This window comes from Micromonospora sp. NBC_01796 (genome assembly GCF_035917455.1).
Taxonomy (GTDB): domain Bacteria; phylum Actinomycetota; class Actinomycetes; order Mycobacteriales; family Micromonosporaceae; genus Micromonospora_G.
The window spans coordinates 4,898,803-4,912,725 of sequence record NZ_CP109078.1; the positions used below are offsets into that span (position 1 = coordinate 4,898,803).

The following is a 13,923-nucleotide window of genomic DNA, read 5'->3' on the forward strand; positions in this document are numbered from 1 at the left end:
GGCCCCGGTCAGTCCACGTCGGTGCAGACGTCGTGGGTGGTGCCGTGCGCCATCGTGATGGTCTTGTCGAACGTCGGGGTGAACTCGACCATGAACACTCCGTCGACTATCCACAGGCCACGCGGCAGGGAGCCGGCGTTCTCCCGGAAGCCGAGCAGGACCGGCCCGGTGACGTACCAGGTCATCGAGCCGTCGGTGGCGTACTCGACCAGCGAGGTGCCGCTCGCGTCCGCCGTGCTGGTGGCACCGGTCTCGAGGTTCGTGATCTCGTTGATCAACGCACCCGTGTACAGCTCCCGCTTGGGCGAGCCGTCCGGATACACCGCCAGGACCAGCTTGCGGACCTCGTCCACCACCGGCTGCACCCGTACGGCGAAATCACAGCGCGCCCCCGCGGGCATCTCGAACGCCTCCTGCGGTGCCGGCACCCAGCCGCCGGGCCACCCGCCTCCGGTGCCGGCCGGTGCGGCGGACGCCGTGGCGGGCACGGTCGCCACCAGCAGCGCCGCCGCGATCGCTCCGATGCTCAGTCTCCAACGCATGATCACTCCAGGTCTGTCCGAAAGCATGACCGGATCAGCATTTCCCGCCCCGATCACCACGTCCTGACCGTCCGGTGACGCCGGAACACCCCTACCGGCCGACCGGGGCACCGGGACTCACCATCGGCTGACCGGGGCGGCAACCGTCCCCGGCGGCCAGGCTGTCAGTGTGGGTATGGAATTCCGACTGCTCGGCCCGTTCGAAGCCCGCCACGACGGTCACCCCGTCGACATCGGCAGCCGTCGCCAGGAGCGGTGCATCCTCGCCGTCCTCCTGCTCGACACGGGCCGCGTGGTCAGCACCGACCGGCTCATCGACCTGCTGTGGAACGGGCGCCCGCCGGTGTCGTTCCGCAGCGCTGTGCACACGTACATCGGTCGGCTCCGGGCGGCACTGACCCCGTACCGGGTACGGATCATCACGCGCGGGGACGGCTACCTGGTGGAGGCGGAGGGGCACCGGGTCGACGTGGCGGAGTTCACCCGGCTCACCTCCCTGGCCGGCACGACCACCGACCTGGGTGAACGTGTACGGCTGCTCGACCGGGCGTTGTCGCTCTGGCGTGGACCGCTGCTCGCCGACACCGCCGACGACGAACTCCGGGAACGGCTGGACGGCCCGATCGAGGAACTCCGGCTGACCGGCATCGAGTCGCGGGCGCAGGCCCAGCTCGCCCTGGGACAGCACACCCTCGTGGTCGGCGACCTGACCCCGCTGGTCGACCGGTTCCCGACCCGGGAACAGCTCGTCGCGACCCTGATGACCGCCCTGTACCGGGCCTCCCGCCAGGCCGACGCGCTGCTGCTCTACCGGACGACCCGGCAACGACTGGTGGACGACCTCGGAGTCGAACCGGGGCCGAAGCTGCGGGAGGTGCACCAACGGATCCTGCTCGACGACCGCCGACTCGACCGACCCGGTCGGCCCGCGTACGAGGTGCGGGTGCGCGACGAAGCCCTGCCGTGGAACGTGGGCGGGCATCCGGCGTTGGAGTTCTGCAACACGTTCGCCGGTTGGGGACAGGAGCCGCCGCTGCCCGGTTCGGAATGGCTGCGCGCGTACCGGACCGTGGCGGTCTGGGCCGGGTACGTCGGACTTCTCGACGACGTCGAGGTGAGCCGGCTGGTCGAACTCGCCCGACGGGACCCCGGTACGGCAGCCACCGTGCTCGACGAGGTTCGCGCACTGCGTACCCGGTTGTATGCCTGCCTGACCGACCCCGACGACCGGCGGGCGTTCGACGCGGTGGCCCGGTCCGCGGAGGCCGCCGCGAAAACGCTGGTCTTCGGGCGCGACGTGGACGGCGTCGGGCGGTGGCGCCCGGCCGCCGCCGCGGGCCTGCGATCACCCCTGTACGCGGTCGCGTGGAGCGCCGCCGAACTGCTGGCCGATCCGCGCCGGCTCACCATCCGGATGTGCCCCGACCCGCGCTGCGGCTGGCTGTTCCTCGACGAGACCGGGCTGCGCCGGTGGTGCAGCCTCGCGGCCTGCGGCCCGTCGGTGCCGACCGTCCCCTGCCGTCCCGCCCGGCAGAGCAACGGCGACCGGTCGGGTTTCGGGACCTCCGCGAAGTGGGCACCTGGTTGGTGACAACGACCACGACGGCCGGGAGGTCCTGGTGACCACGTACGGGTTCCACGCATCGCACGAGCAGCTTCCGCCGAGCGAGTTGCTGCGTCAGGTCCAGGCAGCGCAGCAGGCGGGGTTCAGCCGGGCGATGTGCTCGGACCACTTCGCCCCGTTCGGCCCCGAGCAGGGCGAGTCCGGGTTCGCGTGGTCCTGGCTGGGCGCCGCACTGGCCAGCACCGACCTGCCGTTCGGTGTGGTCAACGCACCGGGCCAGCGGTACCACCCGGCGATCATCGCCCAGGCCGCAGCCACCCTGGCCGAGATGTTCCCGGACCGGTTCTGGATGGCGGTCGGCAGCGGGGAACTGGTCAACGAGCACATCACCGGCGAACGGTGGCCGGCCAAGGACGAGCGCAACGCCCGCCTGCTCGAATCGGTGCAGATCATGCGGGCCCTGTTCGCGGGCGAGACGGTCAGCCACCGGGGCCTGGTCACCGTCGACCGGGCGAGACTCTGGACGCTGCCGGCGTCACCCCCGGCGATCTTCGGTGCGGCGGTCACCCCGGAGACCGCCCGGTGGGTCGGCTCCTGGGCCGACGGACTGATCACCGTGAACCGGCCGGTGGAACAGCTCCGACCGGTGATCGAGGCATACCGCGAGGGCGGTGGCGCGGGCAAGCCGGTCAAGTTGCAGGTGCACCTGTGCTGGGACCGGGACGAGGAGAAGGCACTGCGGATCGCGCACGAGCAGTGGCGTACCGGGATCCTCGGCAGTGACGTGGCCTGGGATCTGGCCATGCCGGCCGAGTTCGCCCGCGCCACCGCGTACGTCCGCCCCGACGACATGCGCGAACACGTCCTGATCTCGAACGACCCCGCCCGCCACACCCACTGGCTGAACGAGTACGCCGACCTCGGCTTCGACGAGATCTACCTGCACCACGTAGGCCTCGACCAACGCGACTTCCTCGAGACCTTCGCCACCCACGTCCTTCCCGACCTCACCTGACCACCCCCTCCACCCCCAAGATCCGCCCTCTTGTAGAGAACGAGGCGCAATCCGGCGAACGATTGCCACTCTTTCTCTACAAGAGGGGCCTGCTCTACGGGGTGGGGTGTTCGCGGTCGGCGGTGCGGCCGAGGGCGACCATTCGGAGGGTGTGCTCGCGTCGTCTCAGTAGGAGCAGCGCGATCAGGAGCGTCAGTAGGGGGACGGTGGCGAGCGCCAACCACTGGGCCGGCACGAGGTAGATCGGGTGACCCATGTTCATGTTGGACACCGCCCACCCGTCGAGGGTCTGCTCGACCAGCACGACCAGTGCGACGACCGGTGCGAGCAGGACCGCGATCCGCCGGCGTACCGGTCCGTCCATGGTGGCCACCGTGACGAGCAGGGCGAGTACGGCCGCCGCGAGGAACGCCAGGTAGAACATGACCTGGGCGTCGGAACCGGAGGCCAGTTCGAGATTGGGACGCGGCACCTTGTTGTCGTGCAGGTGGAACACGTAGAACGTCGCGCCGTTCGCGCCGATGTTGTCGCTGGCGAGCCGGTTGATCAGGAAGACCGCGTCGATCGTCGCCAGGGCCAGCACGATCGTCAGGAGTCGACGGATGCCGAGCACTACGAGCGCGCGGCGACGCGGTGCCCGTACTGTGACCGCGACGGCGGCGACCAGTGCCAGCGGGATTTGCCACAGGGCGCTCACGGCTGGTACGGGATCGGTGTCGTACTGCGACGGGACCAGGGCGACCTCGGTGAGCAGTGCCGCCCAGACGAGCACGATCGCCGGCCGGCGCAGTCCAACCAGCAGGGCGAGGCTGACCGCCGCCCAGGTGCCGACCGGTAACCAGTCGATCGCATCGACTCCGTCGCCACCGTACGGGTAGTAGCGCTGTCCCAGCGTCGGTGCGAGGTTCGATATCAGGGCGTGGCCGTTCATGGTGAGCAGGGTGAGTGCGGCCAGCAGGCCGGTCACCGCCGCCGCGTCGGGCCAGGCCCGGTCGGTCAGCCCGTGGGCGGTCCAGCCCAGCCGGGCCCGCAACCCGGCGACGACCAGGTTGGCGGTGTCGCCGATGCCGGGGTGCCGCTGGCCGGGTCGGGCGTCGTCGAGCAGTACGCCGAGCATCTCGTCCTCGTAGCGGCGGCGGTGCTCCCAGGGGTAGACGGCGAGCAGCCGCCGGTAGCGGGTCTCCAGATCCCGGCCGGTCATCCGACGCCTCCCTCGGCGAGCAGGTCACGGCGGCGCAGCCGGCTGCCGGCCGTGTTCGCGTTGTGCCGCAGGCGGGCGGCCTCCTCGGCGAGCCGTCGCGCGCCCAGGGCGGTGAGGCGGTAGTAGCGGCGCAGCCGGGACTGCACCACCTCCTCGCGGTCGACCTCGATCAGGCCCTCGGTCCGGAGCCGGTCGAGTACGGCGTAGAGGGTGCCGGCGCGCAGCTTGACCCGGCCGTCGGAGATCTCCAGGACGTCCCCGATCACGCCGTATCCGTGCTGGGGTGTCTCGGCCAGCGCGGTGAGAATCAGGAACGTCGGTTCCGTGAGTGGTGGACTACTCATGTCGGCAGCATATACCGAGCGACGGTATATGCAGGGCCCCGAGGCGGCCGACGGTTGATCGCCGGTCCGACGTCAGGGCAGCGCGAAGAGTGAAGTAACTTCAAATTTGCCTTAACTGCGGCTTTTTCGTGTTGATGCACCGAGCGGCGGTCTTTAGGTTTTCCCTGCGACGGCTACCGCGTTTGTCGCGGTTGACCCGCATCTGCCGTCGCGGTTGACCCGCAACTGCCGTCGCGGTTGACCCGCAACTGCTGTCGCGGTTGACCCGCATCCGCCAGCGGGCGACGCCGAATGATTCAAGGGAGTTCCATGGGCATCTCACGACGGTCGGTCCTCGCCTCCGCGCTGGTGGGAGCCGGCCTCGGAGGTTCGGCGTACCTGGCCGGACCGGCGTCGGCGGCCAGCGGACCGGGCGATGTCGTCGGAAAGATCACCGTCGGCTACCAGGGCTGGTTCGCGTGCGCCGGCGACGGGGCGCCGATCAACGGCTGGTGGCACTGGAGCGAGAACTGGTCCCAGTCCCCGTCACCGAGCAACAACGTGATCAAGGGCTGGCCGGACATGCGCGAGTACACGAACGTGTACCGGACCGCGTACCCGAACTTCGGCAACGGGCAGCCGGCGACCCTGTTCTCCTCGTACGACCAGCAGACCGTCGACACCCACTTCACGTGGATGCAGCAGTACGGCTGCGACACCGCGGCCCTGCAACGCTTCAACCCGAACAGCTCCGAGGGGCCGACCCGCGACGCCATGGCGGCCAGGGTCCGCAGCGCGGCGGAACGCACCGGGCGCAAGTTCTACATCATGTACGACGTCACGAACTGGACGAACATGCAGTCGGAGATCAAGGCCGACTGGACCGGCAAGATGTCCGTCCACACCGGATCGTCGGCGTACGCCCGGCAGAACGGCAAGCCCGTCGTCTGCGTCTGGGGCTTCGGCTTCAACGACCCCGGCCGCCCGTTCGGCGCGGCGGCCTGCCTCGACGTGGTCAACTGGTTCAAGGCCCAGGGCTGCTACGTCATCGGGGGTGTGCCGACGCACTGGCGGTCCGGTAACGAGGACTCCCGGCCCGGCTTCGGTGACGTCTACCGCGCCTTCCACATGCTCTCCCCGTGGATGGTCGGGCGGATCGGCAACACCGCCGACTCGGACCGGTTCTACGCCAACGTCAACCAGGCCGACCAGGCCGACTGTGACGCGAACGGGATCGACTACCAGCCGTGCGTACTTCCCGGCGACCTGACCGAGGGCCAGCGGGCGCACGGCGACTTCATGTGGCGGCAGTTCTACAACATGGTCCGGCTCGGCGCCCAGGGCATCTACATCTCCATGTTCGACGAGTACGGCGAGGGCAACCACATCGCCAAGAACGCCGAGAACGCCTCGATGGTGCCGGTCGGGATCACCATGCCCTCGCTCGACGAGGACGGGACCGTGTGCTCCTCCGACTACTACCTGCGGCTCACCGCCGACGGGGGCCGGATGCTCAAGAAGCAGTTGGCGCTGACCGCCACCCGTCCGACCCCGCCGGTGGTCGGTGGCCCGGTCGTCGGGACCGGGATCAGCCTGCGCTCGCGGGCCAACAACCTCTTCGTCTCGGCCGGCACCGGTGGCGACTCCGCCCTGATCGCGAACGCGTCCGGTGCGGGTGCCGCCGAACAGTTCGACCGGGTGGACCTCGGCGACGGCGGGATCGCCCTGCGGTGTCGGGCCAACGGGAAACTGGTCACCGCCGAGGACGCGGGTGACGGCCCGCTGGTCGCGAACCGTACGGCGGCCGGACCGTGGGAGTCGTTCACCCTGGTGCAGAACCCGAACGGCACGGTCAGCCTGCTCGCCCGGATCAACAGCAGCTACGTCTGCGCCGAGGGTGGTGGATCGAGCGCGCTGGTCGCCAACCGGACCGCGATCGGCCCCTGGGAACAGTTCGACCTGATCACCGCCTGACCCGCAAGTCGGACACCCACCCTCCGGGCAGGCATGGAGAGCGGCTGAGCGGGTACGCCGCACTCCAGCACCGGAGGGTGGGTGGAGATGTCGAGGGGTGACGAACCGACCATCGGCGTGATCGGGTCGTACGGTGGCCGCAACCTCGGCGACGAGGCGATCCTCACCGGCATCCTCGGGGACGTGCGCGCCGCCCGCCCGGAGGCGCGGATCATCGTCTTCTCCCGCAACCCCGAGCACACCGCGCACGCGCATCCGGGGGTCGAACCGGCGGCCTGGGACGGGATCCGGCGGGCCGACTCGGCGGCCACGGTCGCCCGGCTCGACCTGCTGATCCTCGGCGGCGGCGGGATCCTCTACGACAGCGAGGCCCGGCGTTACCTGCGGCTGGTCCTGGCCGCACAGGAGCGGGGCCTGCCGGTGTTCACGTACGCGGTGGGTGCGGGTCCGTTGACCGACTCGATCGACTGCTCGATGGTGCAGCAGAGCCTCGACGGAGCCGTCGGGGTGACCGTACGCGACGACGAGTCGCAGTTGGTGCTCGAGGGGATCGGGGTGAACACCCCGATCACGGTCACCGCGGACCCCGCCTTCCTGCTCGAACCGGAGGAGTTCCCGGTGGAGTGGCTGCGCCGGGAGGGCGTACGTCCAGGACGGCGGCTGGTCGGGATGAGCGTACGGGAGCCGGGGCGGGCCGCCTCCCGCCTCGACGTCGACGGTTACCACCGGCTCCTGGCCCAGATCGGCGACTTCCTGGTCCGGCGGCTGGAGGCGAACGTCCTGTTCGTCCCGATGGAGCGCGACGACATCAAGCACTCGCACGGGGTCCTGTCCCACATGACCGCACCGGACCGGGGTCGGATCCTGCACGGCGACTACTCGCCCCGGCAGCTACTGGGGCTGATGTCGCATTTCGACATGGCAGTCGGGATGCGACTGCACTTCCTGATTTTCGCCGCCATGTCCGGCGTACCGTTCCTGCCGTTGCCGTACGCGGGAAAGGTCTTCGACTTTGCCCAGCGGATCGGGGTGCCGGCGCTCAGCGGGCTGGCCCGGGAGGTCGAGGGGCCGCTGCTGGCCGAGGTCGACCAGCTCTGGGACGAGCGGGAGGAACGCGCTGCCGACACCGCCCGCCGGGTCGACGAGGTACGCGAACAGGCCCGGCTCACCAGCCAGCTCGTGACCCCGCTGCTGAAGGGCCTCTGATCGCGGCGGTTCCGACGTTCAGGACGCCGGGCCGCGCCAGCGGTAGACCCAGGGCGGGCCGTCGTCCAGGACCGACTCCAGCTCGTACATCTCGGCCTTGGCCAGGCCGCCCTCGCCGAGGTGCGGGTGGACCAGCGGCGGGCGACCGTGCGCGTCCAACTCGACGGTGACCACGCCACCGTCGGCCACCCCGCCCTCCAGCGGTACCTGTGCCGTCGCTCCCATGCCACCATCTAACCCGCCGGCCGGGACCGCCCGCAGCGGATCGCCCCGGTCCCGCAGGCCCGCACCGATCGGGGCGGCTCGGGCTCAGCCGGTCAGGTCGCGGATCCAGCGCACCTCGGTCGCGCACTCCTGGTAGCCGAACCACTTGTTGATCGCGAGCATCGGTTCGTTGCCGCTGTCGTTGTTGGTGAACGCCTCGGTGTAGCCGGCCGCGCCGGCCCGGTGCAGCGAGGCGGACTTCGCCAGCTTCGCCAACCCCCGCCGCCGGTAGGCGCGGCGGGTGCCGGCCATCCCGGACATGTAGCGGGTGTCGCCGTCGGTGATCGCGAGGCTGAACGCGGCCACCTCGCCGTCCACGGTCACCACCGAGGTGAGTTCCCGGTCGTGCTCCGGGTGCAACCAGTACTGGCTCAACCACACGTCGTAGCTGATCGGCTCGATGTTCACGTCGTCCGGCTCGTCCATGGCCGCCTCGTTGTCGGCCACCCAGATGCCCCGCAGGTCGTCGCCGAAGCTGGCCCCGGTGCGTACCTCGACGCCGGGCGGGCAGGACGGCATCGGGGGCAGCGAACCGTCGTCGAGCGCCAGCCGCTGGAAGTGCGCCGAACGGCCACGCCGGTACCCGTTGCGCTCGGCGAATCCGATCGACCGGTCGTCGTCCAGGGACCAGCAGAAGTTGGTCCGGGCGTCGAGCCCGGTCACGTACGCCTCACCGGCCGCCAGCAGCGCGCGGCCGGCACCCCGGCCGCGCCGGTCCGGGTGGACGTAGATGTTCAGGTACGCCTGACCGGGCTCGCTGCTGTCGTAGTAGATCCCGGTCCGCGCACAGCCCAGGAGCTGCCCGTCCGCCTCGGCCAGCAGCAGCCGGTGGTGCTGGGCTTCGGGCGCGGTCTCCACCTGCCAGCGCAACGCCCGTGGCGTCACCACGAGGTACGGCAACACGGCGCGCAACACCGACGCGGCGGCCTCGGTATCGGCCTCGGCGGTCGGGCTGTCGAGCCGGAACTCGCGGATCGTCACACTCATGTGCCCGTACGGTACGGACGAACCGGGCCGAACGCCCGTCAATTTCCGGCGACGACCGGCGTACGCCAGACCACGTTGTCGAGCCACTCCTCGATCGCGGTGACGACCCGACCGAGCACCTCCGCCGACCCGGCCAGCGGTCCGGGGACGTACATCCCGTGGTCGGCGTCGGGCACCTCCAGCACGTACGGCGAGAGCTGGCGGGCGAGTGCACCGTCCCACGCCGGGTCGGCGGTCCCCCCGATCAGCAGGGTCGGCGCGGTGGCCCGGCGCAGTTGCGCGGCGACCGGCTCGACGGTGAGCAGCGGGGTGAGCCAGACCGCCGGCAGTCCCCGGTCGGCGGCGAGTGGTGCGGCGTGCGTCCCGAGCGACTTGCCGATCAGCAGCGGCGGGTCACCGGGCGTCCCGGCGGTCAGCTCGTCCAGGACCGGCGTCACGTGCGCGGCGACCCAGTCGAAGAGTTCCTCCGGCGGGACCTCCCTCGGGTTCCCGGTCCAGGAGATCGGATGCGGCCGGGCGCCGCGGGCCTCGGCCGCGTCCGCGGCGTACATCAACAGGGGCGCCTGCGGGCCGTACCCGCCGCCCGGGACGATGACGGCGTTGCGCTGGTTCGTCGACTCGGTCACCCGGCCGAGGCTAGCCGGGCGGCCCGTCCGGCGGGGGGCGGAACCGACCGGCGGGGCGTGCTGGACGGTCACGGCGGAGAGGCCGGTTACACCGGACCGTCCGTCCGTCGGGGTGGGTCCGCCGGATGACTAGCCTGGGATGTTAGGAAGGGACCCTTCCTGCTTCGAGAACGACGAGAAGGGCCCTTCCTTGCGGGTGATCCACGGGCTTTGGCTGCGCGGTGGGCGGCTGGCGCTCTGGGGCGAGGACTCGACCCTGGTCGCGCCGGTGGTCCGGCGATCGGGTCGGGCACCGAGGGAGCGGGCGCATCCGTACGCCGCCGGTCACGCCGTCCTGGCCGAGGTGCTCGACGAGGTCGCCGCGAAGGCCGCGACCAGCACCGCGCTGCTCACCCTGCCGACCCGCGCCGGCCTCCCGGTCGACTCACCGGAACTGATCCGGGCCGACCAGGCCGAGCCGGGTCGGGCGACCCTCACCCTGGCCGGGTGGCGGGTCCCGACCCTGGAGTACGACGCCGACCACGCCCTGCCGGTGCTCCTGGCCCTCGCCGACGATCCGACCGTGGTCCGGGGCGGCACCCTGCGGCTGATCGAGGAACTGGCCGGTTTCGCCGCCGACCTGGTCGGGCGGGGGCGGACCCTGCCCGGCGTACGCACCGGCACCGACGGCACCGGCCCGGCCACCGCCGTCTGGCGTCCGCTGCTCACCGGTGCCGACGCGGCCCGGGTACGGGCACTGGCCATGGCGCTGCCCCCGGCGGCACGGGCGGCCGAACCGGACCTCTCCGTCGCCGTACTCGTCGCCGACGCCCTGGACACGCTCACCGACGCCGCCGCCCGTACGGCCCTGGAGGGCGTACGCCTGATCGACTCGCGGGCCACCGGGGTGTCGGTGGGCGTACGGGCCTGGTTGCGGGCGCTCACCGGGCGGCAGCGCCGGTTCGACATCGCACCGGACGCGCTCGGCACCCTGGTCACGGAACTCGACACCTGGCAGCGTGACGCCGCCGGCAGCCAGGTACGGGCCTGCTTCCGGCTGGTCGAGCCACCGGCACCGGACCCGGAGGAGATCGGGGCCGAGGCGGTGGACGGCGTCGGGATCGAGGTTGACACCGACGGCGGCTGGCGGGTCGAGTTCGCGCTCCAGTCGGCCGACGAACCGAGCCTGGTCGTCGGGGCCGACCGGATCTGGCAGTCCCGGGGCGGGCTGCGGGCGCTGGCCCGGCACCTCGACGCGCCACAGGAGACGCTCCTGGCGGAGCTGGGCCGGGCCAGCCGGCTCTGGCCGGAGCTGACCGACGCGCTGCGTACGGCCGCACCGGACGGGTTGGCGCTGGACACCGAGGGGGCGCACCGGTTCCTGCGGGACGGGGCGCCGGTCCTGCACGCCGCCGGGTTCGGGGTGCTGCTCCCGTCGTGGTGGTCCCGGCCCAGCGCCCGGCTCGGGGCCAGGTTGCAGGCGAAGAGCCGGACCGCGCCGGGCACCGTCGCCGCGCGCAGCTCGCTCGGCCTGGACGCGCTGGTCGACTACAAGTGGGAGCTGGCCCTCGGCGACCAGCCGCTGTCCGGCCGGGAACTGCGCGACCTGGCCAAGCTCAAGACCCCGCTGGTACGCCTGCGCGGGCAGTGGGTCGAGTTGGACGCCCGCCGGCTGGCGGCAGGGCTGCGGCTGCTCCGGGACAGCGGCGAGCTGACCGTCGCCGACCTGCTGCGCCTGGGGTTGGAGAGCGCGGACGAGCCGGACGCGTTGCCGGTGCTGACCGTCGGCGCCGACGGGGCGCTCGGTGACCTGCTCGCCGGGCAGGCCGAGCGGCACCTGACCCCGCGCGACGAGCCGGAGGGGTTCCGGGGGACGCTGCGGCCGTACCAGAAGCGGGGTCTGGCCTGGTTGGCGTTCCTCCAGTCGCTCGGCCTGGGTGGGGTGCTCGCCGACGACATGGGGCTGGGCAAGACCGTGCAGTTGCTGGCGCTGCTCGCCGGTGACGGGCCGACCGACGGGCCGACGCTGCTGGTCTGCCCGATGTCGCTGGTCGGCAACTGGCAGCGGGAGGCGGCGAAGTTCGCGCCGGAGCTGCGCGTACACGTGCACCACGGTGCCGAGCGGGCGCGCGGGGAGACGTTCACCGCGGCCGTGCGGGACGCGGACCTGGTCCTGACCACCTACTCGGTCGCGGCGCGGGACGCGGCGGCGTTGGCCGAGGTCGACTGGCACCGGCTGGTGGTGGACGAGGCGCAGGCGATCAAGAACGCGGCGACCCGGCAGGCCGCCGCGGTCCGGGCACTGCCCGCCCGGCACCGGATCGCGGTCACCGGTACGCCGGTGGAGAACCGGCTCGCCGACCTGTGGTCGATCATGGAGTTCGCCAATCCCGGCCTGCTCGGCACCGCCTCGGCGTTCCGCAAGCGGTACGCGGTCCCGATCGAGCGGCACGGTGACGACGCCGCCGCCGAGCGGTTGCGCCGGTTCACCGGCCCGTTCGTGTTACGCCGCACCAAGACCGACAAGTCGATCATCTCCGATCTGCCGGAGAAGCTGGAGATGGAGGTGCTCTGCAACCTCACCGCCGAACAGGGCTCGCTCTACCAGGCGGTGGTCGACGACATGATGGCCAGGATCGAGTCCAGTACGGGGATCGAGCGCCGGGGCCTGGTGCTGGCCACGATGACCAAGCTCAAGCAGGTCTGCAACCACCCGGCGCAACTGCTGCGCGACGGCTCCGCGCTGACCGGCCGGTCGGGCAAGCTGGCCCGGCTGGAGGAGATCGTGGACGAGGTCCTGGCGGCGGGGGAGAAGGCCCTGCTGTTCACCCAGTACGCCGAGTTCGGCAACATGCTCCGGGCGCAGCTCTCGGCCCGGCTCGGCCGGGAGGTCCTCTACCTGCACGGCGGCGTCGCCAAGGCCGAGCGGGACACCCTGGTGACCCGGTTCCAGTCCGACGACGGCCCGCCGCTGTTCGTCCTCTCGATCAAGGCCGGTGGGACCGGGCTGACCCTGACCGCCGCCAACCACGTGGTGCACGTCGACCGGTGGTGGAACCCGGCGGTCGAGGACCAGGCCACCGACCGGGCGTTCCGGATCGGGCAGCGCCGGGCGGTCCAGGTACGCAAGTTCGTCTGCGCCGGCACGGTCGAGGAGAAGATCGCCGCGATGATCAACGAGAAGCGCGGTCTGGCCGCGAAGATCGTCGGCACCGGCGAGCAGTGGGTGACCGAACTGTCCACAACGGAACTACGCGGCCTGTTCGCCCTGGAAGCCGGGGCGGTGGCCGAGTGACCGAGCAGAGCACCGGATCCGGACGGTTCGCCGACTACGGGCGCCCCCGCAAGGTCGACGGCGGACTGCGGGCGCGTACGGCCCGTGGCTCGATCGGGGCGTCCTGGTGGTCCCGCCGGTTCGTCGACGTACTGGAGTCGTTCGCGCTCGGCACCAGGCTCACCCGTGGCCGGGCGTACGCCCGCGCGGGGCAGGTGCTGTCGCTGGAGGTCGCGCCGGGACTGGTGACGGCGGTGGTGCAGGGCTCACGGCCGAAGCCGTACCAGGTGACGGTGCGACTGCACCCGTACCCGGAACCGGTCTGGACCGGGATCGAGACGGTCCTCGCCGGTCAGGCGCTGTTCAGCGCCCAACTACTGGCCGGGGACCTGCCGCCGGAACTGGAACGGGTGTTCGCCGAGGCGGACGCGCCGCTGTTCCCGAGCGTGATCGACGACCTGACGATGCGCTGCAACTGCCCGGACTTCGCGGTGCCGTGCAAGCACCTCGCCGCCTCGTTCTACCTGCTCGCCGAGGCGTTCGACGCGGACCCGTTCCAGTTGCTGCACTGGCGCGGCCGTACCCGTGCCGAACTGCTCGACCGGCTGCGCGAACTCCGCACCGGCCACCCGTCCGTCGAGCCGGTCGGCCCGTCCGACGAGTACGCCGACCCGGTGCCGGCCGAGCCACTGCCGGGACTGGAACGTCCGGCGGTGCCGGTCGCCGGTGCCGGACTGGCCCTGGCCGACCTGCCCGACCTCGCACCGGCCACGGCGGTCGACCGCTACTGGCAACCACCGGTGCCGCTGCCGGATCCGGTGCCGATCCTGGCCACCGAACCCGACCTGCTGCTGCGCCAACTCGGCGCTCCCGGTGCCCCGATCGGCGGCCCCGGACTGGTCGAGCGTCTGCGGCGGGCGTACGACCGGTTCGGCCAACCCGCACCGTGACGACCCGCGCGTGCCGAC

12 protein-coding genes are annotated in these 13,923 nt (G+C 71.6%); 6 read left to right on the forward strand and 6 right to left on the reverse strand.

What is annotated here, in order from left to right:
- Window positions 1–8: 8 nt before the first annotated feature.
- Window positions 9–542 (reverse strand): hypothetical protein, encoded by a 534-nt coding sequence (locus tag OIE47_RS22685; RefSeq protein ID WP_326556544.1) that lies wholly within the window; start codon window positions 540–542, stop codon window positions 9–11.
- Between the two features lie 175 nt (window positions 543–717).
- Here OIE47_RS22685 and OIE47_RS22690 point away from each other — a divergent pair, with 175 nt between their 5' ends.
- Window positions 718–2,133, forward strand: coding sequence for a BTAD domain-containing putative transcriptional regulator (locus tag OIE47_RS22690; RefSeq protein ID WP_326563200.1), 1,416 nt, complete (start codon window positions 718–720; stop codon window positions 2,131–2,133).
- Window positions 2,134–2,161: 28 nt separating this feature from the next.
- Window positions 2,162–3,121 (forward strand): TIGR03885 family FMN-dependent LLM class oxidoreductase, encoded by a 960-nt coding sequence (locus OIE47_RS22695; protein WP_326556545.1) that lies wholly within the window; start codon window positions 2,162–2,164, stop codon window positions 3,119–3,121.
- A 94-nt stretch (window positions 3,122–3,215) separates the two neighbouring features.
- Here the strand turns inward: OIE47_RS22695 and OIE47_RS22700 are convergent, their stop codons facing one another.
- Entirely contained in the window at window positions 3,216–4,322 is a 1,107-nt protein-coding gene (locus OIE47_RS22700) for a hypothetical protein (RefSeq protein ID WP_326556546.1), read from the reverse strand.
- The gene (locus OIE47_RS22705) at window positions 4,319–4,666 is read right to left on the reverse strand and encodes a PadR family transcriptional regulator (protein ID WP_326556547.1); all 348 of its coding nucleotides are present in this window, start codon (window positions 4,664–4,666) and stop codon (window positions 4,319–4,321) included. The genes OIE47_RS22700 and OIE47_RS22705 overlap by 4 nt, the downstream gene beginning before the upstream one ends.
- 309 nt (window positions 4,667–4,975) lie before the next feature.
- Between OIE47_RS22705 and OIE47_RS22710 the strand changes: the two genes are divergently transcribed.
- Complete coding sequence (locus OIE47_RS22710) at window positions 4,976–6,619, forward strand: lectin (protein WP_326556548.1); 1,644 nt, start codon at window positions 4,976–4,978, stop codon at window positions 6,617–6,619.
- An 87-nt stretch (window positions 6,620–6,706) separates the two neighbouring features.
- Window positions 6,707–7,825, forward strand: coding sequence for a polysaccharide pyruvyl transferase family protein (locus OIE47_RS22715; RefSeq protein ID WP_326556549.1), 1,119 nt, complete (start codon window positions 6,707–6,709; stop codon window positions 7,823–7,825).
- 18 nt (window positions 7,826–7,843) lie between these two features.
- Here the strand turns inward: OIE47_RS22715 and OIE47_RS22720 are convergent, their stop codons facing one another.
- The 3 genes from OIE47_RS22720 to OIE47_RS22730 form a co-directional block, all read right to left on the reverse strand.
- Entirely contained in the window at window positions 7,844–8,050 is a 207-nt protein-coding gene (locus OIE47_RS22720; protein WP_326556550.1) for a hypothetical protein, read from the reverse strand.
- Between the two features lie 84 nt (window positions 8,051–8,134).
- The gene (locus OIE47_RS22725) at window positions 8,135–9,076 is read right to left on the reverse strand and encodes a GNAT family N-acetyltransferase (RefSeq protein ID WP_326556551.1); all 942 of its coding nucleotides are present in this window, start codon (window positions 9,074–9,076) and stop codon (window positions 8,135–8,137) included.
- Window positions 9,077–9,114: 38 nt separating this feature from the next.
- A complete protein-coding gene (locus OIE47_RS22730; RefSeq protein WP_326556552.1) occupies window positions 9,115–9,702 on the reverse strand; it encodes an alpha/beta hydrolase in 588 nt (195 codons plus the stop codon).
- A gap of 139 nt (window positions 9,703–9,841) precedes the next feature.
- On the opposite strand from OIE47_RS22730, the gene OIE47_RS22735 reads away from it, so the two are divergent.
- Both OIE47_RS22735 and OIE47_RS22740 read left to right on the forward strand, forming a co-directional pair.
- Window positions 9,842–12,976 (forward strand): DEAD/DEAH box helicase, encoded by a 3,135-nt coding sequence (locus OIE47_RS22735; protein ID WP_442791979.1) that lies wholly within the window; start codon window positions 9,842–9,844, stop codon window positions 12,974–12,976.
- On the forward strand, window positions 12,973–13,905 hold the full coding sequence (locus tag OIE47_RS22740; protein ID WP_326556554.1) for an SWIM zinc finger family protein: 933 nt from the start codon (window positions 12,973–12,975) through the stop codon (window positions 13,903–13,905). Before OIE47_RS22735 ends, OIE47_RS22740 begins: the two co-directional genes overlap by 4 nt.
- Window positions 13,906–13,923: the final 18 nt, after the last annotated feature.